This is a genomic window from Pseudomonas sp. GW821-FHT02A11, from assembly GCF_059421985.1.
The window spans coordinates 204,972-230,990 of the sequence record NZ_JBWKWB010000005.1; the positions used below are offsets into that span (position 1 = coordinate 204,972).

General features: G+C 61.9%; 20 protein-coding genes and 3 pseudogenes. 13 read left to right on the forward strand and 10 right to left on the reverse strand.

What is annotated here, in order from left to right:
* The first annotated feature begins 5 nt into the window (after positions 1-5).
* The 3 genes from AC07V9_RS10260 to AC07V9_RS10270 all read left to right on the forward strand — a co-directional run bounded on the left by AC07V9_RS10260 (position 6) and on the right by AC07V9_RS10270 (position 3,520).
* The gene (locus AC07V9_RS10260; RefSeq protein WP_495015604.1) at positions 6-548 is read left to right on the forward strand and encodes a YaeQ family protein; all 543 of its coding nucleotides are present in this window, start codon (positions 6-8) and stop codon (positions 546-548) included.
* A 57-nt stretch (positions 549-605) separates the two neighbouring features.
* The gene (gene recJ / locus AC07V9_RS10265; protein ID WP_495015605.1) at positions 606-2,321 is read left to right on the forward strand and encodes a single-stranded-DNA-specific exonuclease RecJ; all 1,716 of its coding nucleotides are present in this window, start codon (positions 606-608) and stop codon (positions 2,319-2,321) included.
* 92 nt (positions 2,322-2,413) lie between these two features.
* Entirely contained in the window at positions 2,414-3,520 is a 1,107-nt protein-coding gene (locus AC07V9_RS10270; protein ID WP_495015606.1) for an NADH:flavin oxidoreductase/NADH oxidase, read from the forward strand.
* A gap of 120 nt (positions 3,521-3,640) precedes the next feature.
* Here AC07V9_RS10270 and AC07V9_RS10275 read toward each other — a convergent pair whose 3' ends face one another.
* The 10 genes and pseudogenes from AC07V9_RS10275 to AC07V9_RS10320 all read right to left on the reverse strand — a co-directional run bounded on the left by AC07V9_RS10275 (position 3,641) and on the right by AC07V9_RS10320 (position 14,884).
* Positions 3,641-5,497, reverse strand: coding sequence for a hybrid sensor histidine kinase/response regulator (locus AC07V9_RS10275; protein ID WP_495015607.1), 1,857 nt, complete (start codon positions 5,495-5,497; stop codon positions 3,641-3,643).
* 6 nt (positions 5,498-5,503) lie between these two features.
* Positions 5,504-5,707: a hypothetical protein gene (locus AC07V9_RS10280; protein ID WP_495015608.1), complete on the reverse strand. Its 204-nt coding sequence runs from the start codon at positions 5,705-5,707 to the stop codon at positions 5,504-5,506.
* 203 nt (positions 5,708-5,910) lie between these two features.
* Positions 5,911-6,093, reverse strand: a pseudogene (locus AC07V9_RS10285) (toxin-antitoxin system HicB family antitoxin); the annotation flags it as partial.
* Between the two features lie 86 nt (positions 6,094-6,179).
* Positions 6,180-7,604 (reverse strand): gamma-aminobutyraldehyde dehydrogenase, encoded by a 1,425-nt coding sequence (locus AC07V9_RS10290; protein ID WP_495015609.1) that lies wholly within the window; start codon positions 7,602-7,604, stop codon positions 6,180-6,182.
* Positions 7,605-7,810: 206 nt separating this feature from the next.
* The gene (locus AC07V9_RS10295) at positions 7,811-8,641 is read right to left on the reverse strand and encodes an ABC transporter permease (protein ID WP_495015610.1); all 831 of its coding nucleotides are present in this window, start codon (positions 8,639-8,641) and stop codon (positions 7,811-7,813) included.
* Positions 8,631-9,581, reverse strand: a complete 951-nt coding sequence (locus AC07V9_RS10300) for an ABC transporter permease (RefSeq protein ID WP_495015611.1) — start codon at positions 9,579-9,581, stop codon at positions 8,631-8,633. The genes AC07V9_RS10295 and AC07V9_RS10300 overlap by 11 nt, the downstream gene beginning before the upstream one ends.
* 1 nt (position 9,582) lies before the next feature.
* The gene (locus tag AC07V9_RS10305; protein WP_495015612.1) at positions 9,583-10,632 is read right to left on the reverse strand and encodes an ABC transporter ATP-binding protein; all 1,050 of its coding nucleotides are present in this window, start codon (positions 10,630-10,632) and stop codon (positions 9,583-9,585) included.
* A gap of 264 nt (positions 10,633-10,896) precedes the next feature.
* Entirely contained in the window at positions 10,897-12,048 is a 1,152-nt protein-coding gene (gene ydcS, locus AC07V9_RS10310) for a putative ABC transporter substrate-binding protein YdcS (RefSeq protein WP_495015613.1), read from the reverse strand.
* Positions 12,049-12,247: 199 nt separating this feature from the next.
* Positions 12,248-13,708 (reverse strand): gamma-aminobutyraldehyde dehydrogenase, encoded by a 1,461-nt coding sequence (locus AC07V9_RS10315; protein WP_495015614.1) that lies wholly within the window; start codon positions 13,706-13,708, stop codon positions 12,248-12,250.
* A gap of 261 nt (positions 13,709-13,969) precedes the next feature.
* Positions 13,970-14,884, reverse strand: a complete 915-nt coding sequence (locus tag AC07V9_RS10320) for a LysR family transcriptional regulator (protein ID WP_495015615.1) — start codon at positions 14,882-14,884, stop codon at positions 13,970-13,972.
* Between the two features lie 176 nt (positions 14,885-15,060).
* On the opposite strand from AC07V9_RS10320, the gene AC07V9_RS10325 reads away from it, so the two are divergent.
* The 10 genes and pseudogenes from AC07V9_RS10325 to prfB all read left to right on the forward strand — a co-directional run bounded on the left by AC07V9_RS10325 (position 15,061) and on the right by prfB (position 26,001).
* Positions 15,061-15,795: a tellurite resistance TerB family protein gene (locus AC07V9_RS10325; protein ID WP_495015616.1), complete on the forward strand. Its 735-nt coding sequence runs from the start codon at positions 15,061-15,063 to the stop codon at positions 15,793-15,795.
* Positions 15,796-16,140: 345 nt separating this feature from the next.
* A complete protein-coding gene (locus AC07V9_RS10330; RefSeq protein WP_495015617.1) occupies positions 16,141-17,763 on the forward strand; it encodes a methyl-accepting chemotaxis protein in 1,623 nt (540 codons plus the stop codon).
* Between the two features lie 9 nt (positions 17,764-17,772).
* On the forward strand, positions 17,773-18,309 hold the full coding sequence (locus AC07V9_RS10335) for a chemotaxis protein CheW (RefSeq protein WP_495015618.1): 537 nt from the start codon (positions 17,773-17,775) through the stop codon (positions 18,307-18,309).
* Entirely contained in the window at positions 18,306-19,595 is a 1,290-nt protein-coding gene (locus AC07V9_RS10340; RefSeq protein ID WP_495015619.1) for a CheR family methyltransferase, read from the forward strand. The genes AC07V9_RS10335 and AC07V9_RS10340 overlap by 4 nt, the downstream gene beginning before the upstream one ends.
* A complete protein-coding gene (locus AC07V9_RS10345; RefSeq protein WP_495015620.1) occupies positions 19,592-20,272 on the forward strand; it encodes a chemotaxis protein CheW in 681 nt (226 codons plus the stop codon). Before AC07V9_RS10340 ends, AC07V9_RS10345 begins: the two co-directional genes overlap by 4 nt.
* A pseudogene (locus tag AC07V9_RS10350) lies at positions 20,269-20,644 on the forward strand (Hpt domain-containing protein); the annotation flags it as partial. The gene AC07V9_RS10345 and the pseudogene AC07V9_RS10350, both read left to right, overlap by 4 nt.
* A gap of 236 nt (positions 20,645-20,880) precedes the next feature.
* Positions 20,881-22,650 (forward strand): annotated as a pseudogene (locus AC07V9_RS10355) (hybrid sensor histidine kinase/response regulator); the annotation flags it as partial.
* On the forward strand, positions 22,647-23,654 hold the full coding sequence (locus AC07V9_RS10360; RefSeq protein WP_495015621.1) for a chemotaxis response regulator protein-glutamate methylesterase: 1,008 nt from the start codon (positions 22,647-22,649) through the stop codon (positions 23,652-23,654). The pseudogene AC07V9_RS10355 and the gene AC07V9_RS10360, both read left to right, overlap by 4 nt.
* Before the next feature lie 48 nt (positions 23,655-23,702).
* Positions 23,703-24,707, forward strand: a complete 1,005-nt coding sequence (locus AC07V9_RS10365; protein ID WP_495015622.1) for a diguanylate cyclase domain-containing protein — start codon at positions 23,703-23,705, stop codon at positions 24,705-24,707.
* A gap of 198 nt (positions 24,708-24,905) precedes the next feature.
* Positions 24,906-26,001 (forward strand): peptide chain release factor 2 gene (gene prfB / locus AC07V9_RS10370; RefSeq protein ID WP_495015623.1). Its coding sequence is split into 2 segments (ribosomal slippage): positions 24,906-24,977 and positions 24,979-26,001, totalling 1,095 coding nucleotides; the frame shifts between segments, so codons are not numbered across the junction.
* Positions 26,002-26,019: the final 18 nt, after the last annotated feature.

A 26,019-nucleotide genomic window follows, 5' to 3' on the forward strand; every position in this document is an offset into this window, starting at 1 on the left:
CGTTCATGGCCCAGCCGTCCACGACCTACAAATTTGAACTCAACCTCACCGACCTCGATCGTGGGGTGTATGAAAACGTCAAACAGACCATCGCCCGCCACCCTTCGGAAACCGAAGAACGCATGGCCGTGCGGCTTTTGGCCTACGCGTTCTGGTACAGCGAACAACTGTCGTTTGGCCGCGGTCTGTCGGACGTTGACGAGCCGGCGCTGTGGGAAAAAAGCCTGGATGACCGCGTGTTGCACTGGATCGAAGTCGGCCAGCCCGATGCCGACCGCCTGACCTGGTGCTCCCGTCGCACCGAACGCACCAGCCTCTTGGCCTACGGCAGCCTGCGCGTGTGGGAAGGCAAGGTCGTGCCAGCGGTGAAGTCCTTGAAGAATGTCAACATTGCCGCCGTGCCTCAGGACGTGCTGGAAACCCTGGCCAAGGACATGCCCCGCGTCATCAAGTGGGACGTGATGATCAGCGAAGGCACGATCTTCGTGACCGACGATCGCGGCCAGCACGAAGTGCAATTGCAATGGCTGGCGGGTGAGCGCGGCTGATCGCCGTTCCGATACCCCCACATCTAGCTTCAATAGAAGAACATCAGCGGAACCCGCATGCGCATCGAATCACGCCAGTTGCCCGACACCCTGCCATTTCTTGGCGATCTGCCACCCCTGTTGACCCGTTTGTATGCCTCGCGCGGCGTGATGTCTCAGGATGAGCTGGACAAGGGCCTGGCGCGGCTGATCCCGTATCAGCAGCTCAAGGGGATCGATGCGGCGGTCGACCTGCTGGTCAGCGCATTGCAGCAGCGTCAGCGCATCCTGATCGTCGGTGACTTCGACGCTGATGGCGCCACCGCCAGCACCGTTGGCGTGCTTGGCCTGCGCCTGTTGGGCGCGGCCCACGTCGACTATCTGGTGCCCAACCGCTTCGAATACGGCTACGGCCTGACCCCGGAAATCGTCAAGGTCGCGCTGGAGCGTCAGCCTGATCTGTTGATGACCGTGGACAACGGAATTTCCAGCGTCGAAGGCGTGGCAGCGGCCAAGGCGGCGGGCTTGCAGGTGTTGGTCACCGACCACCACTTGCCGGGCCACGAGCTGCCAGCGGCGGATGCCATCGTCAACCCGAACCAGCCCGGCTGCACGTTCCCGAGCAAGGCGCTGGCCGGTGTCGGCGTGATGTTCTACGTGCTGATGGCCCTGCGCGCGCGTTTGCGCGACATCGGCTGGTTCGAGGCCAATGGCCGTGCGCAACCGAACCTGGGTGAGTTACTGGATCTGGTGGCATTGGGCAGCGTGGCCGACGTCGTGCCGCTGGACGCCAATAACCGCATTCTGGTGCACCAGGGCCTGATGCGGATTCGTGCCGGGCGCGCGCGTCCGGGCCTGCGCGCGATTCTGGAGGTCGCACGCCGCGAGCCGTCGCGTATCACCTCGACGGATCTGGGCTTCATCCTCGGTCCACGACTGAACGCGGCGGGGCGTCTGGACGACATGAGTTTGGGCATCGAATGCCTGCTCTGCGATGACGAAACCCTGGCGCGGGAAATGGCCGTGCAGCTGGACGAGCTCAATCAGGACCGTAAATCCATCGAGCAGGGCATGCAGCGCGAAGCCTTGGCCCAGCTCAAGGACTTGCCGGTCGAATCGATGCCCTTCGGCCTTTGCCTTTATGAGGCCGAGTGGCACCAGGGCGTAATCGGGATTCTGGCCTCGCGCCTGAAAGAGCGCTACCACCGGCCGACCATCGCCTTTGCCAGTGCAGGGGAGGGGGTGTTGAAGGGCTCGGCGCGTTCGGTGCCGGGGTTCCATATTCGCGATGCGCTGGACGCTGTGGCGGCCAAGCACCCTGAATTGATCAGCAAGTTCGGTGGCCACGCCATGGCCGCCGGGCTGTCGTTGCCGGCGGAAAACTTCCCGGCGTTCGCTGAGGCTTTCGATGCCGAAGTGCGTCGTCAGCTCACCGAAGAGGACCTCACAGGTCGTCTGCTGTCCGATGGCACGCTGGCGGTCGAGGAGTTTCATCTGGAGCTGGCACGTGCACTGCGCAATGCCGGGCCGTGGGGGCAGCACTTTCCGGAGCCGCTGTTTCATGGCGTGTTTCAGCTGGTAGAGCAGCGGGTGGTCGGCGAGCGGCATCTGAAGATGGTCCTCAAGACCGAATGTGGCACCGTGAAACTCGATGGCATCGCCTTCAGCGTGGACCGTGATGTCTGGCCGAACCCGACGGTGCGTTGGGTCGAACTGGCCTACAAGCTGGACTTGAACGAGTTTCGCGGCAATGAAACCGTGCAGTTGATGGTCGCGCACATTTCCCCGCGCTGACTGGCCGGCAGGAACCGCAACTTCCCTCACGTTGTCGACTAGGCTCTAGGTTCGGAACCAAAGGACCTGCCAACGCGACTTGAGAGGTGCCCATGAGCCTGCTGCTTGAACCCTACACCCTGCGTCAGCTGGAGCTGCGCAACCGCATCGTGGTCTCGCCGATGTGCCAGTACTCGTCCCAGGACGGTCTGGCCAATGACTGGCATCTGGTCCATTTGGGCAGCCGCGCCGTGGGCGGTGCCGGGCTGATTTTCACAGAAGCGGCGGCCGTGACTCGGGACGGTCGCATCACGCCGGAAGACCTCGGCATCTGGTCCGACGAGCAGATCGAGCCGCTGCAACGCATTACCCGATTCATCAACGCCCAGGGTGCCGTTGCCGGCATTCAACTGGCCCATGCCGGGCGCAAGGCTAGCACCTGGCGCCCTTGGCTGGGCAAGCAGGGCAGTATTCCTGCTGATCAGGGCGGCTGGACACCGTGGGGGCCGTCGAAGATCGCCTTCGACCCTCAACACACTCAGCCCACCCCCCTTGAAGACGATCAAATCCAGAAAGTGATTCAGGCCTTCGTCGACGCCGCCAAGCGTGCGCTGACGGCAGGCTTCAGTGTCGTTGAAATTCACGCCGCTCATGGTTATCTGCTGCATCAATTTCTGTCGCCGTTGAGCAATCAGCGCCGCGATCAGTACGGCGGTTCGTTCGAAAACCGTATTCGCCTGACGCTGGAAGTTACCGAAGCAGTGCGCAAAGTCTGGCCTAAAGAATTGCCGTTGTTCGTGCGCGTGTCGGCGACGGACTGGGTGGAAGATGGCTGGAATCCGGACGAAACGGTTGAGCTGGCCAAACGTCTGAAAACGCTGGGTGTCGACCTGATCGATGTGTCATCCGGCGGGACCGCGGCCAATGCAGAGATTCCAGTGGGGCCCGGGTATCAGACCGAGTTTGCGGGGCGTGTGCGCAGCCAAGCCGGGATCGCCACGGGGACGGTGGGCATGATCACCGAGCCTTTCCAGGCCGACACCATTTTGCGCACCAGGCAGGCCGATCTGATCCTGCTGGCGCGAGAGCTGTTGCGCGATCCTTACTGGCCGTTGCATGCCGATGACGATTTGGGCGGACGTCAGGCGGTGTGGCCTGCGCAGTATCAGCGGGCAACCCATCGCGATCAGCCGATCCATGAGTCGGATTTGCGCGATTGAGCTGATGCAGATTGACCCTGTGGAAGCGAATTTATTCGCGAGAGGGCGATACATTCGACACATCTCTATCGAATGTACCCACCCATCGCGAATGAATTCGCTCCCACAGGTATGTGTGCGCTACTGATCCTCCAACACCCCCTTCACCCGCGCGCCAAGCACCGGAATCGAAAACGGCTTGGTCAGCACATGCATCCCGGGCGCAAGTTTGCCCTTCCCCAACGCCGCGTTTTCAGCGTATCCCGTCACGAACAGAACCTTCAGCTCCGGCCGTAACATGCGCGCCGCATCGGCCAGCTGCCGACCGTTCATCCCGCCGGGCAAGCCCACGTCCGAGATCAGCAGGTCGATGGTCTGCGACGTCTGCAGGATTTCCAGCGCCATGGCCCCGTTACCGGCTTGCAGCACGTCATAGCCCAGATCGCTCAGCACCTCGACCATCAGCGCACGCACCGACGGCTCGTCGTCCACCACCATCACGGTGTCTCTGGCAGTCGCTTGTTTCGAGGGCGAGACAATCGGAACGGTGTCGACCGTCGGCGTCACTTCAGGCTGGGCAGGCAGGTAAATGCACACCTGTGAGCCGCGACCGGGTGTCGACTGAATGTGCACGCCACCCCCTGACTGGCGGGCGAACCCGTAGATCATCGACAAGCCCAACCCGGTGCCCATGCCAAAGGGCTTAGTGGTGAAAAACGGGTCAAAGGCACGTTTCACGACATCGCTGCTCATGCCGATGCCGTTGTCGCTGACACACAGCGCGACGTAATGCCCCTCGACCAGTTCCAGTCGAAGAGCCTCGGCACTGTCCAGCGTCCTGTTGCTGGTTTCGATCAGCAGTTGACCGCCATCGGGCATGGCATCGCGAGCGTTCAGGCACAGGTTGAGCAGCGCGTTTTCCAGTTGATGGGCGTCCACCAGAGTCTTCCAAAGACCTCGCGTCGCGATGACGTCCATGGCGATGGAAGGCCCCACGGTGCGGCGGATCAGCTCGGCCATGTCTTCGACCAGTTGATCGACATCGGTGGAGCTCGGGTCGAGGGTTTGCCGACGTGAGAAGGCCAGCAGCCGGTGAGTCAGCGCGGCGGCACGACGTGAGCCTTCCAGCGCCGAGTCGATGTAGCGGTCCAGATGATCGGTACGGCCTTTGGCGACCCGGTTTTTCAGCAGTTCGAGGTTGCCGCTGACGCCCATCAACAGGTTGTTGAAGTCATGGGCCAGGCCACCGGTGAGCTGGCCCACGGCTTCCATTTTCTGCGACTGGCGCAAGGCATCCTCGGCCAGCCGCAGCGCGTCGGCCTGCTGCTTCTCGAAGGTGATGTCCCGCGCGCTGCAATACATCTTGCCGCCCTCGGGCACCGCCACCCACGACAGCCAGCGATAGCTGCCGTCCTTGCGTCGGTAGCGGTTTTCCAGATTAAGCACGGGATGATTGCGCGTCAGGGCGCCGAAGGCGTCCAGGCTGCGGACGGCGTCATCGGGGTGCAGCAGATCGGCAAACGTCTTCTTCGACAGCTCCTCATCCGACCAGCCCAACGTCAGTCGCCATGCCGGGTTGGTGGTTTCGAAACGCAGGTCCTGGGTCATCACTGACAGCAGGTCCGGGCTGACCTGCCAAGTCAAACCCCGCTCATGCGCCCGTTCGATCACCTGACGCTCCAGGTCCTCGATCAGCTCCAGCCGACGCTGTTCACTGGCTCTCAGGGCGCGCTGGTTGACGACGCGCTGGGTGGTTTCGTTGGTGACGCACAGCAAGCCCGCCACTTCATTGTGTTCATCAATCAGCGGCGAGAAGGAAAAAGACCACCAAGTGCGCTCGATCTCGCCGTAACGGGCCATGGTCAGCGGCAGGTCTTCGCATTGATAAGGAATGCCGCGCAGGGCGTTTTCGACATTGGGCAGCACCTGATCCCACACGTCCGACCACAGCTCCTGCATCCGCGCGCCCATGGCCTTGTCCAGGCGCGGGCCGAGCACGGGGGCCTAGGCGTCGTTGTGGAAAAACAGCAGATCAGGCCCCCACAGCAGGTACATGGACTCGGGGGAATTGAGGATCAGGTTGAGATGGATCTTCAGCGCTGGTGGCCATTGCTCCATAGGGCCAAGGGATGACGTGCTCCAGTCGATCCCCGAAAGGGTACGAGCGGCCTCACTGTCACCTGCGGGAAAGCGCGGATATCTGGTCAACGAGGCAAGCTCCAGGCAGGGATCATCATTCTACGGAGCCGGACCGAAAAAATCCTCACCCATCCTATCCAGTTGAAGGGTGAATGGAATGGCCTGTGGGTTTTAAATGCTCGAACGAATAGCAAAAAAACCCTGCCCATCCAAAGCAACGTCGAAAGTGTTGACCATCGATTGGTGCAGGGGTTGCGCGGTGATATCAAATTCTAATCACTGTTTATCGCATGGAAGAGCAAGTCGCTGACCCATTGATTGATCCTCTTGTGAGCCAGCTCCGCTTTGCAGGCGATGCTGGCATGTAGAGCAGGTTCCAGGCGCAGGCTCAGCTTGCCGGAGTAGGTCTTCTGAGGCTCGCGACCCAGTTTTGCGCAGGTTTCCAGAGCATCATCGCGAATGAAATCGCTCCCACTGTTGGGATGCGCACCCCTGTGGGAGCGGATTCATCCGCGATGGCCTCGGTTGCAGGCCACGCATCTCAATGCTTGAACATCACATGCCGCACCGTGGTGTAGTCCTCAAGGCCATACATGGACATGTCCTTCCCGTAGCCGGACAACTTCTGACCGCCGTGGGGCATTTCGCTGACCAACATGAAGTGCGTGTTCACCCAGGTGCAGCCGTATTGCAGGCGGGCCGAAAGACGGTGGGCGCGGCCGACGTCCTGGGTCCACACCGACGAGGCCAGGCCGTAATCCGAATCGTTGGCCCAGCCCAGCACTTGCGCCTCATCGTCGAACGGCGTGACCGACACCACCGGCCCGAACACTTCGCGACGAACGATCTCGTCGTCCTGCTGCACGTCAGCGATCACAGTGGGCTGGAAGAAGAAGCCGTTGCCTTCGATGGCCTTGCCGCCGGTGATCAGGCGGGAGTGGGATTGGGCGATGGCGCGCTCGACGAAACCCACCACGCGGTCGCGATGCTGCGCGGTGATCAGCGGGCCGAGCTCGGTTTCAGGATCATCCTGCTGGCCGACTTTGATCGTGCTGACCGCTTCGCCCAGCTTCTGCACGAATTTTTCGTAGATGCCTTTCTGCGCGTAGATGCGGCAGGCGGCGGTGCAGTCCTGGCCAGCGTTATAGAAGCCGAAGGTGCGAATGCCTTCGACGGCAGCATCGATGTCGGCGTCGTCGAAAATGATCACCGGCGCCTTGCCGCCCAGTTCCATGTGCATGCGTTTGACGCTGTCGGCGGTGCTGGAAATGATGTGCGAGCCGGTGGCGATGGAGCCGGTCAGCGAGACCATGCGCACTTTGGGGTGGGTCACCAGCGGGTTGCCCACCGTCTGGCCACGACCGAACACCAGGTTCAGCACACCTGCCGGGAAGATGTCGTTGGCCAGTTCCACCAGACGCAGCGCGGTCAGCGGGGTTTGCTCGGAAGGTTTCAGCACCACGGTGTTGCCAGCGGCCAAGGCCGGGGCGATTTTCCAGGCGACCATCATCAGCGGATAGTTCCAGGGCGCGATCGAGGCGATGACGCCCACCGGGTCGCGGCGGATCATCGAGGTGTGCCCCGGCAGGTATTCACCCGCCGCCGAACCACCCATGCAGCGGCTGGCGCCGGCGAAAAAGCGGAACACGTCGGCGATCGCTGGCAGCTCGTCGTTCAACGCGGCGTGGTAGGGCTTGCCGCAGTTGTCCGACTCCAGTTTGGCCAGTTCTTGGGCATTGGCGTCGATGGCGTCGGCCAGCCTCAACAGCAACAGCGAACGGTCTTTGGGGGCCGTTTGTGACCAGCTTTCGAACGCGGCATCGGCGGCGCGCACAGCGGTGTCGACCTGGGCTTCGGTGGCTTCGTTGATCTCCACCAGCACCCGGCCCAGAGCAGGGTTGAACACGGGTTGCGCGGGACCTTCACCGGCGACCAGATGGCCATTGATCAGCAGTTTGGTTTGCATGGGTTTGTCCTCTTGTTCGATCCGTTGGATAGTTCGTGCGGCATGTCGGCTGCCGATATTTTTTTGATTCAACACGGGCCTTCTGTGGGAGCGAATTCATTCGCGAATCGGTTTTGCAGGCGATGCATCTCCATCGGATGGGCCGCCCTCTCGCGAATGAGTTCGCTCCCACAGATGATGTGTGATGGCGCCCCGTATTCTGGTGATTATTTACCGCCGCTCCCCGCCACGCTTTCACCGCTGCGTGTCAGGTAATAGGCGCCCAGGATCGGCAGCATGGTCACGATCATCACCAGCATCGCGACAACGTTGGTCACCGGTACATCGCGCGGGCGGCTGAGTTGATTGAGCAGCCAGATCGGCAAGGTGCGTTCGTGACCCGCGGTAAAGGTGGTGACGATGATCTCGTCGAACGACAACGCGAACGCCAGCATCCCGCCCGCCAACAGCGCGGATCCGAGGTTGGGCATGATGATGTAGCGAAAGGTCTGCCAGCCGTCGGCGCCCAGGTCCATCGAGGCTTCGATCAGACTGTGGGAGGTGCGGCGCAGGCGGGCAATGACGTTGTTGTAGACGATCACCACGCAGAACGTCGCGTGGCCGACGATGATGGTGAACATCCCGGGCTCGATCCCCAGCGTCTTGAACGCCGACAGCAGCGCGAGCCCTGTGATGATGCCGGGCAGGGCGATGGGCAGGATCAGCATCAGCGAGATACCGTCCTTGCCAAAGAAGTCCCGGCGATACAACGCCGCCGACGCCAGGGTGCCAAGCACCAGTGCGATCAACGTGGCGACGCAGGCGATCTGCAGCGACAGCTTGATCGACTCCAGCACGTCGGGCCGCGAGAACGCCACGCTGAACCACTTCAACGTGAAGCCCTGAGGCGGAAAGCTGAAGGCGGCGTCTTCGGTGTTGAAGGCGTACATGAAGATGATCAGGATCGGGAAGTGCAGAAACACCAGCCCGCCCCAGGCGGCGATTTTCAGGCCCCAGGAGGCTTGATCGCCGTGTTTGATTACAGGCTCAGAGCGCATCGAAAGCCCCCAGTCGTTTGACGATGGACAGGTAAATGGCGATCAGCACAATCGGCACCAGGGTGAAGGCCGCGGCCATGGGCATGTTGCCGATGGCGCCTTGCTGGGCGTAGACCATGCTGCCGATGAAGTAACCCGGCGGGCCAATCAGCTGCGGCACGATGAAGTCGCCCAGGGTCAGCGAAAAGGTGAAGATCGAACCCGCTGCGATGCCTGGCACCGACAGCGGCAAAATCACCTGCATGAAGGTCTGCCGAGGCTTGGCGCCCAGGTCCGCCGAAGCTTGCAGCAGCGAAGGCGGCAGGCGTTCGAGGGACGCCTGAATCGGCAGGATCATGAACGGCAGCCAGATGTAAACGAACACCAGAAAGCGCCCCAGGTGCGAGGTCGACAAAGTGCTGCCGCCCACGCCGGGAATCCCCAGAATTGCGTGCAACGCCGGCTCCAGCTCCAGATGCTGGACGAACCACTGCGCCACGCCGCCCTTGGCCAGCAGCAGTGTCCAGGCGTAGGCCTTGACGATGTAACTGGCCCACATCGGCATCATCACTGCGATGTAGAAAAACGCCTTGGTCTTGCCCGTGGTGTAACGCGCCATGTAGTAGGCGATGGGAAAGGCGACAATGGCGCTGGCGATGGACACAGCGATGGCCATGCTCAGCGTGCGCTGGATCACGTCGAAGTTGGCCGGATTGAACAGCGCGCCGAAGTTGACCAGCGTCAGGTCTGGGGTAACCGTCATGCTGAAGTCGTCGAAGGTGTAGAACCCCTGCCACAGCAATCCCAGCAGCGAGCCGAGGTAGATCGCGCCGAACCACAGCAGCGGCGGGACGAGCAGCAGCGACAGGTACAGATTCGGCCGTCGGTACAACAGATTGGAAAAGCGCCGCAAAGACGATGACCCTGGTATCGACGCTGAATGGGCGAGTGTCTGGCTCATTTCAGCGGGCCTCTGCCGTTTGCTCAATAGCCGTGTCATGCAGGGGGATCATCGCTTCGCGGGCCCAGCGTGCGGTGACGCGCTGGCCGGGTTGATGCTGCGCGCTGGTGTCCAGCCATTGGGTGTTGGCCTGGCTGACGCTGAGGGTCTGGCCGTTGTCCAGTTTCAGCTCGAAGCGCGTGGCGCTGCCTTGGTATTGGATGTCGTGGAGCAGCCCGCTGACTTCAATCTCGTGACTGCCCACCGGGCCTTCGGCAAAGCGAATGTGCTCGGGGCGAATCGAGAACGCGTTAGGTTTGCCACTGAGGTGTTGCGCCAGCTCGCCGCGCAGCACATTGGAGGTTCCGACGAATTCGGCGACGAACGTGGTGGCCGGTTTCATGTACAGATTGCGCGGGGTGTCGACCTGCTCGATGCGACCCTTGTTGAACACGGCAACGCGATCGGACATCGACAGCGCTTCGGTCTGATCGTGGGTCACGAAGATGAAGGTGATGCCCAGTTGGCGTTGCAGTTTTTTCAGCTCGCTCTGCATCTGCTCGCGCAGTTTGAGGTCCAGGGCGCCGAGGGGTTCGTCCAGCAGCAGGACCCGAGGCCGATTGACCAGCGCCCGCGCCAGAGCCACGCGCTGGCGCTGCCCGCCTGAAAGTTGCACAGGTTTGCGATCGCCGTAGCCGCCCAGCGCGACCATGCTCAGGGCCTCTTCGGCGCGGGTCAGGCGTTCGCTTTTGCCGACGCCCTTGACCTTCAGGCCATAGGCGACGTTGTCGCGCACGTTCATGTGCGGGAACAGCGCGTAGTCCTGGAACACCGTGTTGACGTCGCGCTGATACGGCGGCAGGCCTGCGGCCTCTTCGCCATGGATGCGGATCGAGCCTGCGCTGGGTTGTTCGAAGCCTGCGATCAGACGCAGGCAGGTGGTTTTGCCCGAACCCGAAGGGCCCAGCATGGAAAAGAACTCGCCGTCCTTGATGTCGATGGAAACCCGGTCAACGGCCTTCACTTCGCCGAACTGACGGGAAACGTGGGTGAACTGGACTGCAAGGGTCATGATGAAACCTCTATTGAAAGCGAACGCCGTCGCAGCGGGTTCGCCGGGTGAAGCCTAAATGCGTGCGGCGGGAGAGGCGGGTGCACGGGGTCTCCTGTGGGAGCGAATTCATTCGCGAAGAATTGGTCAGGCGATAAAGATGCATCGACCGAACAGGCCTCTCGCGAATGAATTCGCTCCCACAGTGGGCCGCTTTCACCCAGTAAATTTGATGATCGTTCCTAAGTCCTGCGTGGGAACGATCATCACCGGCAGACTGTAGAACTACCGCCCACCCATGATCGCGATGTAATCCTGGGTCCAGCGGCTGTAGGGCACGTATTTGCCGCCCTCGGCCTGCGGGGTTTTCCAGAAGGCGATCTTGTCGAACAGATCGAAGCCGTTGGTGGCACACCCTTCGGCGCCCAGCAGGTCGCTGGCCTTGCACGCCGCAGGCACGACCGGCAGCGACCCGAACCAGGCCGCGACATCACCCTGGACTTTCGGTTGCAGCGACCAGTCCATCCACTTGTAGGCGCAGTTCGGATGCTTGGCGTCGGCGTGCAGCATGGTGGTGTCAGCCCAGCCGGTGGCGCCTTCCTGCGGGATGGTCGAGGCGACCGGCTGTTTGTCGGCGACCAGACCGTTGACCATGTAGCCCCAGGAGCTTGAGGCCGCGACGCCTTCGTTTTTCACGTCACTCATCTGCACGGTCGCGTCATGCCAGTAGCGATGCACCAGCGGGTGTTGCGCGCGCAGCAGGTCAAGCACGGCGTTGTACTGGGTTTCGGTCAACTGGTAGGGGTCTTGGATCTTCAGTTCCGGCTTGGCGGTCTTGAGGTACAGCGCGGCGTCGGCGATGTAGATCGGGCCGTCATAGGCCTGCACGCGGCCCTTGTTCGGCTTGCCATCGGGCAGGTCTTGAGCCTCGAACACCACGCTCCAGCTCACCGGCGGGGTCTTGAACACGTTGGTGTTGTACATCAGCACGTTGGGGCCCCACTGATAGGGCGTACCGTAGGTCTGCTTGTTGACGGTGTACCACGGGCCGTCCTTGAGACGCGGGTCAAGGGTTTTCCAGTTGGGGATCAGGTCGGTATTGATCGGCTGCACGCGCTTGCCGGCCACCAGACGCAACGAGGCATCGCCCGACGCCGTCACCAGGTCATAACCGCCCTTGGTCATCAGGCTGACCATCTCGTCGGAGGTCGCGGCGGTCTTGACGTTGACCTTGCAACCGGTCTCCTTCTCGAAACCGGTGACCCAGTCATAGGCCTTGTCGCTTTCGCCTCGTTCGATGTAACCCGGCCACGCCACGATATCCAGCTGACCTTCGCCGTCGCCGACAGCCTTGAGCGTTTCGGCCGCCTGCACGGCGCCGCTCGTCAACATCGCGCCGACTATGGCTCCCAATAACATGGTCTTTTGCACTGACATACGGTTCCCTCTTTAACTTATGGTTGGCAGGAAATCAGTGGTAGGGAGCCAGCTGCAAGTCGCAAGCTACAAGCTGCAAGTGGTCATCGCGCCCACTCGTTACTTCTAGCTGGAAAATTCAGTTGCTCCCCTTTTTTTCTTTTATTGCTCTGAACTCAAAACCTACGCAGCTCTGACGCTTTTTCTTGCAGCTTGCCGCTCACAACTCATAGCTGCTCCTGGCCATGACGTGGCGCACCACGCTGTAATCCTGAAGCGAATCGCTGGACAGATCCTTGCCATAGCCTGAACGCTTCAAACCGCCGTGGGGCATTTCGCTGACCAGCATGAAATGGCTGTTGATCCAGGTGCAGCCGTATTGCAGGCGCGCTGCGACCTGCATGGCCTTGTCCAGATTCTGCGTCCAGATCGACGACGCCAGGCCGTATTCGGAATCGTTGGCCCAGTCCACGGCCTCGGACAGTTCGTCGAAGCGGGTCACGGTCACCACCGGGCCGAACACTTCACGCTGGACGATTTCATCGCCCTGTTTGCAGCCCGCGAGCAGGGTCGGCTGATAGAAGAAGCCAGGGCCTGAGTGCACGGCAGCGCCAGTGACTCGCTCGATGTGCGGCTGGCTCAGGGCGCGTTCGACGAAACTGGCCACGCGGTCACGCTGGCGGGTGCTGATCAGCGGGCCGATCTCGTTGTCGACGTCGCGTTTGCTGGCAAAGCGCAGGCTACTGACGGCGGCGCCGAGTTCGGCCACCAGCTTGTCGTGAATCCCGGCCTGGGCGTAGATGCGGCAGGCGGCGGTGCAATCCTGGCCGGCGTTGTAATAGCCGTAGGTGCGCACGCCCTCGACCACCGCGGCGATGTCGGCGTCGTTGCAGACGATCACCGGCGCCTTGCCACCGAGTTCGAGGTGGGTGCGTTTGAGGGTTTTCGCGGCGGCCTGAAGGATCTTCTGGCCGGTGACGATATCGCCGGTCAGCGAAACCATGCGGATTTTCGGGTGGCTGACCAGATGACTGCCCACGCCTTCGCCGCCGCCGCAAATGATGTTGATCACGCCCTTGGGCAACAGCTCGGCGAACACCGGGGCCAGCGCCAGTACCGACAGCGGTGTGTGTTCGGAGGGTTTGAATACCAGGGTGTTGCCTGCCGCCAGGGCCGGGGCGATTTTCCAGGCCGCCATCATGATCGGGTAGTTCCACGGCGCGATCGAGGCGACCACGCCAATCGGGTCGCGGCGCACCATGCTGGTGTAGCCCGGCACGTATTCGCCGGACAGCTGGCCGGTCTGGCAGCGCACGGCACCGGCAAAAAAACGGAACACATCGACTGTCGCGCTCAGATCGTCCTGACGCGCCAGGTGCAGGGGCTTGCCGCAATTAAGGGCTTCCAGTTGCGCAAGGTGATCGGCGTTCTTTTCGATGGCATCGGCGATGCTGAGCAGGATGTTCGAGCGTTGCTGAGGCGTGGTGCGCGACCAGGCGGGGAAGGCACGGTTGGCGGCCAGAATGGCGCTCTCGACCTGCTCGGTGCTGCCCTCGGCAATGTGGGTAAGGACCTCGCCCGTGGCCGGGTTGAGAATCGGCTCGACAAAACCCTGACCTGCGACTTGCTCGCCATCGATGAGCAGAGAGGTAAAGCGTTGTGGGTTGGTGTCGCCAGCCATTGTTCGAAGCTTCCTTGAATCGATGTATTCGCAACGCAAGACAACCTGTAGGAGCGAATTCATTCGCGAATCGGTTTTCCAGACGATGCATCTCTATTGGCTGTAACGCCGCCTCGTCGGGATGCCGCCCAGAACGAATTCGCTCCCACAGGTTACGACCGAAGCGTTCAGAAAAACTCTGCAACATTCCTGTTCTAAGCCTCAGAGCCTAGTGCCACATGCAGTGGTCGACAAATTCTAAATACAGAACGCAGCGTTCGATTAAATCGATGGCCGGCGTCCCGGATGCGGCTGCTCGCGGGCCACACTGAGAAACGGATCGACCAATGAAGGCCGAGCCGTGCCGCGACGCCATGCCAGGCCGACGTCCAGGGTCTGGGTCAGGTCGGCGATGGGGCGGGCCTCGATGATGTCGCCTTCAAGCGACCAGGGGCGGTAGGTCATGTCCGGCTGGATCGATACACCCAGTCCCGCCGCCACCAGGCTGCGCACCGCCTCAGTGGAGGCCGTGCGCAAAGTGACCTTCGGCCGCAACCCCGCGCGGGACCAGATGCGCTGGGCGTTGCTGCCCATTTCGTCGACGTTGAGCTGAATCAGCGGCTCATGGGCCACCTCCGCCAGGTTGATGTTGTCGTGGTCGAGCAGCGGATGCTGGGCGGGCAGCCAGAGTCGGTACGGCGAGTGGGTCAGCACTTCGGTTTGCAGGGCGTGGCGGTCTTCGAGGTTGGAAAGGATCAGCACACCGATGTCGATCTCGCCGCTGACCAGCAGGTGCTCGATGTAGGGGCGCTCGTCCTCCATCACCCGGATGTCAACGTTCGGGTAGGCGCGCTGGAAGCGGATCAGCAGATCGGCCAGGTAATAACCCGCCACCAGACTCGTCACCCCGATCACCAACTGCCCCGCCACTTGTTCGGCGCCTTGCTGCAGGCTGCGTTTGGCGTTTTCCACGGTGGCGAGAATCAGGTGCGCCTGGCGCAGGAACTGATGCCCTTGGTGGGTCAGGGTCATGCCCTTGGCGTGGCGACTGAACAGGTTGACGCCGATCTCTTCTTCCAACTGCTGAATGGCCAGCGTCAGGGTCGACTGAGAAATGAACACGGCTTGTGCGGCGGCGGAAATCGAACCCGTTTCGGCTACGGCGATGAAGTGGCGGATCTGACGTAGCGTCATCATGAAGGAACGGCTCGCGACTGATTTTTAGAATCTTTGAAGTGTATATCGTTTTAATCGAATGGCATCGGCGACCCTTCCATAGAGCTGCAACATCCAGAAGCAGTCCTGAAAGCTGACCCGGACGACTTCGCCTTACCCTGCGGGTCGGATCGTTTATCCATTTCAGGAGGTTTCCGATGAATACCCGTGGCTTGCTCGATCAGCTGTTGAAATCCGGTCAGGACCTGTTGCAGAAGAAGGCCGGCCAGGCGCCGAATCACGGTTCACAAGGTCAGGGCCCACAGGGTGGCCTCAACGATTTACTGGGCAAAGTGGGCGGCGGCAATCTGGGTGGCTTGCTCTCGGGCGCAGGTGGCGGCGCCTTGGCGGCAGGGGCAATGGGTTTGCTGCTGGGCAATAAAAGCGCACGCAAGATCGGCGGCAAGGCCCTGACTTACGGCGGGCTGGCAGCCTTGGGCGTACTGGCGTACAAGGCCTATGGCAACTGGCAGGCCAATCAGGCGGGCGCCGGGCCCAGCCAGCCGCAGACCGTAGACCGGGTGCCCCCTGCGCAGGTCGAGCAGCACAGCGAGGCCATTCTTCGCGCGCTGGTGGCAGCCGCCAAAGCGGATGGCCATGTCGATGACAACGAGCGGCAGTTGATCGAGGGTGAATTCACTCGGCTGACGGGGGATCAGGAGTTGCAGCACTGGTTGCACGCAGAGCTGAACAAGCCGCTGGACCCGGTGGACGTCGCTCGCTCGGCGCACACTCCGGAAATCGCCGCCGAGATGTACCTGGCCAGCGTGATGATGGTCGATGAAGAGCACTTCATGGAGCGCGCGTATCTGGATGAGTTAGCCAAGCAGCTGAAGCTGGCGCCGGGGTTGAAGGCCGAGCTGGAAAGTCAGGTGCGGCACGCTCAACAGTAGCGGCGCACGGCAGCACACCTTTCCCCTGTGGGAGCGGATTCATTCGCGAGGGTCGGTGAATCCGAGCCAAATCTGTCGCCTGAATAATTTTTCGCAGATGAATTCGCTTTCACAGGTCTGATCCCGTACTGACCTCTGCTTGAACGCCCCGCTGTCAAGCAGACTCTCCCGGCGCTGACTATTTGTCAGATATTTCCGTTATATGTGTGCGTAATTACGTAAGTCATGTCGGAAACAGCCCGGTTTATTGATAAGGCACTAGGCTATACTCCGCTCGCGTTGGGCCGTCTGTCGGTCCGCTTCTTGAACCCGGTGTCGCCGGTGTTGAACTCTTGAGGGCTGACTGTGAAGAACTGGACGTTGCGTCAACGTATTTTGGCGAGCTTCGCTGTAATCATCGCCATCATGCTGCTGATGGTGGTCGTGGCTTTCAACAGGCTGCTGGTCATTGAAAACAGCGGCGACGAAGTCCGCCTCGATGCGCTGCCGGGCGTCTATTACAGCAGCACCGTGCGCGGCGCCTGGGTGGAGAGCTACGTGCGCACTCAGCAACTGCTCGCCGAGGGTGCGGGACGCAGCCTGACCAACGCCGAAGAAGACCAATACAAAGAATTCGATGACCGTCTGCAAGCGCAGATCGCCAGTTATCAGAAGGGCATCTTCGAAGAAACCGATCGCAATGATTTCGCGCAGTTTCTGCAACTGCGCGAGCGTTACGGGTTGGTACTCAACAGCATTCTGGGCGCTTATCAGAGCGACAATTTCGCCTTGGCGCAACGTATCTTCGCCGAGCAAATGACCCCGATTTGGGTTGACGGTCGCAAGGTGCTCAATGCGCTGGGCACCAAGAACAAGATCAACGCCGACCGTGCATCCGACGACATTCAAGCTGCTGTTGCCAGCGCCAAGATCACCCTGGGCATTTCCCTGATCATCGCCGTACTGGCTGCTGCTGCCTGTGGCCTGCTGCTGATGCGCGCGATTCTGGCGCCGATGAACCGCATCGTGCGGATTCTCGAGGTCATGCGCACCGGGGATTTGAGCAACCGCCTGAACCTTGATCGCCAGGACGAATTCAACTCGGTGCAAACTGGCTTCAACGACATGGTCACTGAACTGGCCGCGCTGGTGTCTCAGGCGCAACGCTCATCGGTACAGGTCACCACATCGGTCACCGAGATTGCCGCCACCTCCAAACAACAGCAGGCCACTGCCACCGAAACGGCCGCCACTACGACCGAGATTGGCGCCACTTCCCGTGAAATCGCCGCAACCTCCCGCGATCTGGTGCGCACCATGACCGAGGTCACCTCGGCGGCCGATCAGGCTTCGATTCTCGCGGGCTCCGGCCAGCAGGGCCTGGCGCGCATGGAAGAGACCATGCATTCGGTGATGGGCGCAGCGGATCTGGTGAACTCCAAGCTGGCGATCCTCAACGAGAAGGCCGGCAACATCAATCAGGTGGTGGTGACCATCGTCAAGGTCGCTGACCAGACCAACCTGCTGTCTCTGAACGCGGCGATCGAGGCTGAAAAAGCCGGTGAATACGGCCGTGGTTTTGCCGTGGTCGCGACCGAAGTGCGTCGTCTTGCGGACCAGACCGCTGTGGCCACCTACGATATCGAGCAGATGGTGCGCGAGATTCAGTCGGCGGTGTCGGCGGGCGTGATGGGCATGGACAAATTCTCCGAAGAAGTGCGTCGCGGCATGTTCGAAGTGACTCAGGTCGGCGAGCAGCTTTCGCAGATCATCCACCAGGTGCAGGCCTTGGCGCCGCGGGTGTTGATGGTCAACGAGGGCATGCAGGCCCAGGCCACTGGCGCCGAGCAGATCAACCAGGCGTTGGTCCAGCTGAGCGACGCCAGCAGCCAGACTGTCGAGTCCCTGCGTCAGGCCAGCTTCGCCATCGACGAGTTGAGCCAGGTGGCGGTGGGACTGCGCAGCGGCGTTTCGCGTTTCAAGGTCTGAGTCCGGACCATGACCGAGCATTCAGCCAAGCGCGGCACAGCGATATTGCCGAAGAACAAACTGTTCCTGCTGTTTCGCATCGGGCAGGAACGCTATGCGCTGGAGGCGACCGAAGTCGCCGAAGTGCTGCCACGTCTGGTGCTCAAACCCATCGCCCGCGCGCCCCACTGGGTGGCGGGCGTTTTTCCCCATCGAGGCGCAGTGGTGCCGGTCATCGACCTCAGCGCGCTGAGCTTTGGCGAGCCTGCCCCCCTGCGAACCAGTACGCGGTTGGTGCTGGTCACTTACCGCCTGGGCGGTGATCGTCCTGCGCAGCGTCTTGGCCTGATTCTCGAGCAGGCGACCGACACCCTTCGCTGCGCCGTGGACGAGTTCAAGGCTTATGGTCTGGACAACCGCGAGGCGCCGTATCTGGGGCCGGTGCGTGAAGACGAACTGGGTTTGTTGCAATGGATCAAGGTGCAGGATCTGCTCACCGATCCGGTTCGCGATCTGCTGTTCCCTGCGCAGCCTCTGGACCTTGAAGCCATAGAGGCCGCGCCATGAGTTCAGATGCGCGTTTCTTCGCTTTTCTCAAGAGCCGCATCGGCCTGGACGTGGCGTCGGTGGGCGAGGCCATCATCGAGCGCGCCGTGCGCCAGCGCTGCGCCAGCGTCAAGGCCAATGATGCCGATGCCTACTGGCAATGGCTGCTGAGCTCGGCCGAAGAACAACAGGCACTGATCGAAGCGGTGATCGTGCCCGAGACCTGGTTTTTCCGGTACCCGGAATCGTTCGTCACCCTCGGCAAACTGGCCGCTGCGCGCATCGCGCAATTGAGCGGCGCGCGCCCGCTGCGCATCCTCAGCCTGCCGTGCTCGACGGGCGAAGAGCCCTATTCGATCGCCATGGCCCTGTTCGATGCCGGACTTCAGCCGCAGCAGTTCAAGGTCGAGGCGGTGGATATCAGCCCCCTGTCGCTGCAGCGTGCGCGTCGCGCGGTGTATGGCAAGAATTCCTTTCGCGGTGATCAGCTCGGTTTTCGTGAGCGGTATTTCGCTCAGGTCGAAGACGGCTATCGCGTGGACGAGAAAATTCGCGAACGGGTCAGTTTTCAAGCCGGTAACCTGCTTGACCCGACCCTTCTGGTGGCGCAGTCGGCCTACGATTTCGTGTTCTGTCGCAACCTGCTGATCTATTTCGACGTCGACACCCAGCGTCAGGGTTTCGAGGCGCTCAAGCGCATGACCCGCGACGACGGCGTGTTGTTCATCGGCCCTGCCGAGGGCAGCTTGTTGGGGCGCATGGGCATGGCCTCGATCGGCATCGCTCAGTCGTTTGCCTTTCGCCATCGCTCTGAGGCTGCAGAGCCTTCGTTTGTTTCGCCTGCCGCCCCGGCGATGCCAGCCTTGCCGCCTGCGGTCAGCGCAAAACCGGTACCGAGCCTGCGTGCGAAACCGGCTGTGCGTGCATTCGCGCCGGTGCCTGCGCCCGCTCGACGTCCGGCGCCTTCGCCCGCTTCGGCAAGTGAAGCGGCCACGCTGCTGAGCAGCATCAAGCAGCTTGCCAATGAAGGCAAAAGTGCCGAGGCCAAACTGGCCTGCGAGCAATACCTCAAACGGTATGAACCCGTTGCGTCGGTGTTTTATTGGCTGGGTCTGCTCAGCGAGGTAGGCGGCGATGTGATCGGCGCCCAAGGATTTTACCGCAAGGCGCTCTATCTCGAACCGCAGCACCCTGAAGCCCTGGCGCAACTGGCGGCGTTGCTGGCCGCCCAGGGTGACAGTGCCGGTGCCCGCCGTCTGCAGGAACGTGCGGCCCGTGGCATGCATAAAGAAGGACGTAGTCGATGACCGGCTTACACAGTGAATTGATCAGCGACGACGCCCAGGCCATCGACGATTGCTGGAACCGCATCGGTATCCACGGCGATCGCTCCTGCCCGCTGTTGGTCGAGCACATCCATTGTCGCAACTGCTCGGTGTATTCGGCGGCCGCCACGCGTTTGCTGGACCGCTACGCGCTGGCCCAGGAGCATCGCGTCGTGGTCCACGAAGAGCTGGCCAGCGACGTCAAGACGCGCTCGCTGGTGGTGTTTCGACTGGGCGAAGAATGGCTGGGCCTGCCGACCCGTTGCCTGGTTGAGGTGTCGCCGGTTCAGGCGATTCACTCGCTGCCACATCAACGCTCTCGCGCCTTGCTCGGCGTCGCTAACGTGCGCGGCGCGCTGGTGGCTTGCCTGTCGTTCGTCGAACTGTTGGGGCTGGACACCACCTTTGCGCCGACCAGTGCCAGTCGCGTCATGCCGCGCATGCTCATCGTCTCGGCCGAAGGCGGCCCGGTGGTGGTGCCGGTGGACGAGGTCGACGGCATTCACGCTATTGAAGCGCGCCTGCTGGACGCCGCGTCAGTGCCCGCGCAGAACGCCAACGCGCGTTTCACTCGCGGGGTGGTGCAATGGAAAAACCGCAGCCTGCGCTTGCTGGATGAAGAACACCTGTTGTCCGCCGTGAACCGGAGCCTGACATGACGCCCGATCAAATGCGCGACGCCTCGCTGTTCGAGCTGTTTACCCTCGAAGCCGAAGCACAGACGCAGGTGCTGAGCGCGGGCCTGCTGGCGCTCGAGCGCAATCCGACCCAGGCCGATCAGCTGGAAGCCTGCATGCGCGCGGCGCACTCGCTCAAGGGCGCGGCGCGGATTGTCGGGGTCAATGCCGGGGTCAGCGTTTCCCACGTCATGGAGGATTGTCTGGTCGAGGCCCAGGAAGGCCGGCTGCACCTCAAGCCTGAACACATCGACGCGCTGTTGATGGGCACCGACATGCTCATGCGCATCGCCACGCCGGGCGCAAGCAGCGTCGGGCAGGGCGACATCGACGGCTACGTCGCGCTGATGAACGACCTGATCAAGCCTGGCGCGCACCACGCCGCTGCCGCGCCAGCACGTGCGCCCTCGATGGAGGACCTGCTGCTGGCCAACGCCCAGGCGCTGGTGGAGTCGGTGCAGTCTGCCCACGCGCCACTGATTGCCGATGCGCCAGTCACCGAGCAGCCTGCCGTGGTCGAACCTGCCGTGGCGCCCGCGCCTGCGGTTGCCGAAAGCGAGGAGCAGGCAGCGCCGAAAAACGAGCACCGTCGCCAGCGGCGTGTGGCTGAGGGGGGCGAGCGGGTGCTGCGGGTGACCGCCGAGCGCCTGAATAACCTGCTGGATCTGTCGAGTAAGTCTCTCGTCGAAACCCAGCGACTCAAGCCTTATCTGACTGCGATGCAGCGGGTCAAACGCTCCCAGAGCGGCGCCAGTCGGGCGCTGGATAACCTTGAAGCCTTGCTCGATGCCAGTGTCGATCCGGATGCGCAAAAAGCCCTGGAAGAAGCCCGCCGTTTGTTGAGCGAAGCGCAGCATCTGTTGATCCAGCAGACCGCTGATCTGGACGAGTTCGGCTGGCAGGCGAGCCAGCGTGCGCAGCTGTTATATGACACCGCGCTGGCCTGCCGCATGCGCCCGTTTGCCGATGTGCTGGCCGGGCAGGCGCGCATGGTGCGTGACTTGGGGCGTTCACTGGGCAAGCAGGTGCGCCTGGAAATCGATGGTGAGAAAACCCAGGTCGACCGCGACGTGCTGGAAAAACTCGAAGCGCCGCTGACTCATTTACTGCGTAACGCCGTGGACCATGGCATCGAATTCCCCGAACAACGCCTGGCCAGCGGCAAACCTGCCGAGGGCCTGATTCAGCTCAGGGCCTCCCACCAGGCGGGCCTGCTGGTGGTGGAACTGATCGACGACGGCGCCGGTGTTGACCTTGAGCGTCTGCGTCGCAGCATTATCGATCGCAAGCTGTCCCCTGAAGAAACCGCTGCGCAGTTGAGCGAAGAAGAGCTGCTGAGCTTCCTGTTTCTGCCCGGTTTCAGCATGCGCGACAAGGTCACCGAAGTCTCGGGCCGGGGGGTAGGGCTCGACGCGGTGCTGCACATGGTGCGCCAGCTGCGCGGCGGCGTGGAATTGCATCAGCAGGCGGGGCAGGGCAGTCGCTTTCATCTGGAAGTGCCCCTGACGCTGTCGGTGGTGCGCAGTCTCGTGGTGGAGGTGGGCGGCGAAGCCTATGTCTTTCCGCTGGCACACATCGAATGCATGCGCGACGTACAGGCCGACGAAATCGTGCAACTGGAAGGTCGTCAGCATTTCTGGCACGAAGAGCGGCATGTCGGGTTGGTGGCAGCCAGTCAGTTGCTCAATCGCCCGGCCAGCCAGGACAGCACCGACGTGCTCAAGGTTGTGGTCATTCGCGAGCGTGATGCGGTGTACGGCGTGGCTGTGGAGCGCTTCATCGGCGAGCGCACGCTGGTGGTGCTGCCGCTCGACCCGCGATTGGGCAAGGTTCAGGATATTTCCGCAGGCGCGTTGCTGGATGACGGTTCGGCGGTGCTGATCATCGACGTCGAAGACATGCTGCGTTCGGTGGAAAAACTGCTCAACACCGGGCGTCTGGAGCGCATCGACCGGCGCAACCGCCAGGCCGACGCCCAGGCGCGCAAACGCGTGCTGGTGGTCGACGATTCGCTCACCGTGCGCGAGCTTGAGCGCAAACTGTTGCTCAGTCGCGGCTATGAGGTGGCGGTGGCGGTGGATGGCATGGATGGCTGGAACGCCTTGCGCGCCGAGGATTTCGACCTGCTGATCACCGACATCGACATGCCGCGCATGGACGGCATCGAACTGGTGACTTTGCTGCGCCGCGACAGCCGTTTGCAGTCTTTGCCGGTGATGGTGGTGTCCTACAAAGATCGCGAAGAAGATCGCCGTCGGGGCCTTGACGCCGGCGCCGACTATTATCTGGCAAAGGCCAGTTTTCATGACGACGCGCTCCTTGATGCTGTCGTCGAACTGATAGGAGATGCGCAAGGATGAAGATCGCCATCGTCAACGACATGCCCATGGCAGTCGAGGCACTGCGCCGTGCGCTGGCGTTCGAGCCTGAACATCAGGTGGTGTGGGTGGCGAACAACGGCGCCGAAGCGGTCGAGCGTTGCGCAGAGCTGACGCCGGATCTGATTCTGATGGACCTCATCATGCCGGTCATGGATGGGGTAGAAGCCACACGACGGATCATGGCCGCCACGCCGTGCGCCATCGTCATTGTGACCGTGGACCGTGAGCAGAACGTCCACCGGGTGTTCGAGGCCATGGGCCATGGTGCGCTGGACGTCGTCGACACCCCTGCGATCGGCGCGGGCAACCCTAAAGAAGCCGCCGCACCTTTGTTACGCAAGATACTTAATATAGGCTGGCTCATTGGTCAGCGTGACAGCCGCGTGCGCCAGGCGCCGCCCACCATGCGCGCGACAGCGCAGCGTCAGGGGCTGGTCGCCATCGGGTCGTCCGCCGGCGGCCCCGCAGCGTTGGAAGTGTTGCTCAAGGGGCTGCCCAAACAGTTTCCGGCGGCCATCGTGCTGGTTCAGCACGTGGATCAAGTGTTCGCCGCCGGTATGGCGCAGTGGTTGAGCAGTTCGTCGGGGCTGGCAGTGCGGCTGGCCTGCGAAGGCGAGGCGCCGCAGGCGGGGACTGTGCTGCTGGCGGGCACCAACCACCACATGCGTTTGCTCAAGAACGGCACCCTGGCCTACACCGCAGAGCCGGTGAACGAAATTTACAGGCCCTCGATCGACGTGTTTTTCGAGAGCGTGGCTACGTATTGGAACGGTGATGCCGTGGGTGTTCTGCTGACAGGTATGGGCCGCGATGGCGCTCAGGGGCTCAAGCTGATGCGTCAGCGCGGCTTCCTCACCATCGCCCAGGACCAGCAAAGCTGTGCGGTGTATGGCATGCCCAAAGCGGCAGCTGCCATCGACGCCGCCATGGAGATTCGCCCGCTGGACACTATTGCGTCTCGCTTGAACGAGGCTTTTACCTAATGAATTTCCAGGTGATTTCACAGCCCGGCTGTGACCAGGAGACCCTGAATGCATGATTTGCAGCTGGACGATATAAACACCACGGATGAAAACGCTGCCATGGTGTTGCTGGTCGACGATCAGGCAATGATCGGCGAGGCCGTCCGGCGCGGGCTGGCGAATGAGGAAAACATCGATTTTCACTTTTGCGCCGACCCGCATCAGGCCATCGCCCAGGCGATCCAGATCAAACCGACGGTGATCCTGCAGGACCTGGTCATGCCCGGTCTCGACGGCCTGACCCTGGTGCGCGAATACCGCAACAACCCGGTGACCCGGGACATCCCGATCATCGTGCTGTCGACCAAGGAAGACGCGCTGATCAAGAGCGCGGCCTTCGCGGCGGGCGCCAACGATTACCTGGTCAAGCTGCCGGACAACATCGAGCTGGTGGCGCGCATCCGCTATCACTCGCGGTCCTACATGACCCTGCTGCAGCGCGACGAGGCCTATCGGGCCCTGCGTGTCAGCCAGCAGCAGCTGCTGGACACCAACCTGGTGCTGCAACGGCTGATGAATTCCGACGGCCTCACCGGGCTGTCGAACCGTCGTCACTTCGACGAATACCTGGAGCTGGAATGGCGCCGAGCAATCCGTGAGCAGACACAGTTGTCGCTGATGATGATCGATGTCGACTATTTCAAGGCGTATAACGACAACTTCGGCCATCTTGAGGGCGACGAAGCGCTGCGTCAGGTGGCCAAGGCCATTCGTGCCAGCTGCAGCCGCCCTTCAGATCTGCCAGCCCGTTACGGCGGTGAAGAATTCGCGCTGGTCCTGCCGAACACCTCCCCGGGTGGCGCGCGTCTGCTCGCGGAAAAACTGCGTCAGACCGTGGCCGGTATGAACATCCCTCACATCGCGCCGACTGAAGGTTCGAGCCTGACGGTGAGCATCGGCCTTGCGACCCTCGTTCCGCCGGTGGGCAGCCACAGCCGTCAACTGATCCAGAACGCGGATCAGGGCCTGTATGCCGCCAAGCACAACGGGCGTAATCAGGTGGTGGTGGGGTAGTGTTCGTTGACCTGTAAAAGCGCTTTCCCGCGATGACGTCGGCGCATCCAGCATAAAGGGCGCCCGACACGTCGCAATCGCGGGCAAGCGCGCTCCTACACATTCAACCTGCAACCCCTGCCCAACGGACTGCCATCCGGGCGTCAGCTCGGGTATACTCGCGGGCTTTGTGAAATTCGCCTGCGAGTCCTGTCGACCATGGAAATCAATCCGATCCTGAACACCATCAAGGACCTGTCCGAGCGCTCCCAGTCCATTCGGGGGTATCTTTGACTACGATCACAAAAGTGATCGCCTGACCGAAGTCAACCGCGAGCTGGAAGACCCCAACGTCTGGAACAAGCCCGAGTACGCACAGGCCCTGGGCCGTGAGCGTTCGACGCTCGCACAGATCGTCGAAACCCTCGACGAAATGAGCTCCGGCCTGGCCGACGCCAAAGAGCTGCTGGACATGGCCGTCGAAGAAGCCGACGAAAGCGCCGTCAACGACGTCGTCGAGCTGCTCGAAGGTCTTGAAGAATCTCTCGCCAAACTCGAATTCCGCCGCATGTTCAGCGGCGAGATGGACCCCAACAACGCTTACCTGGACATCCAGGCCGGTTCCGGCGGCACCGAAGCGCAGGACTGGGCCAACATCCTGCTGCGCATGTACCTGCGCTGGGCCGACAAGCGTGGCTTCGACGCCACCATCATGGAGCTGTCCGAAGGCGAAGTCGCCGGCATCAAGGGCGCCACCGTGCACATCAAGGGCGAGTACGCCTTTGGCTGGCTGCGTACCGAAATCGGTGTGCACCGTCTGGTGCGCAAGAGCCCGTTCGACTCCGGCGCCCGTCGTCACACCTCGTTCTCGGCGGTGTTCGTTTCCCCCGAGATCGACGACCGCATCGAGATCGACATCAACCCGTCGGACCTGCGTATCGATACCTATCGTTCGTCCGGTGCCGGTGGTCAGCACGTCAACACCACCGACTCGGCGGTGCGTATCACCCACGTGCCGACCAACACCGTGGTCAGCTGCCAGAACGAGCGCTCCCAGCACGCGAACAAGGACACCGCCATGAAAATGCTGCGGGCCAAGTTGTACGAGCTGGAAATGCAGAAGCGCAACGCGGCGTCCCAGGCGCTTGAAGACACCAAGTCCGATATCGGCTGGGGTCACCAGATCCGCTCGTACGTCCTCGATGACTCGCGCATCAAGGACCTGCGTACCGGCGTTGAGCGCAGCGACTGCAACAAGGTGCTCGACGGCGACCTCGACGGTTACCTGGAAGCGAGCCTCAAGCAGGGGCTGTAAACGCGACACCACTGTTGC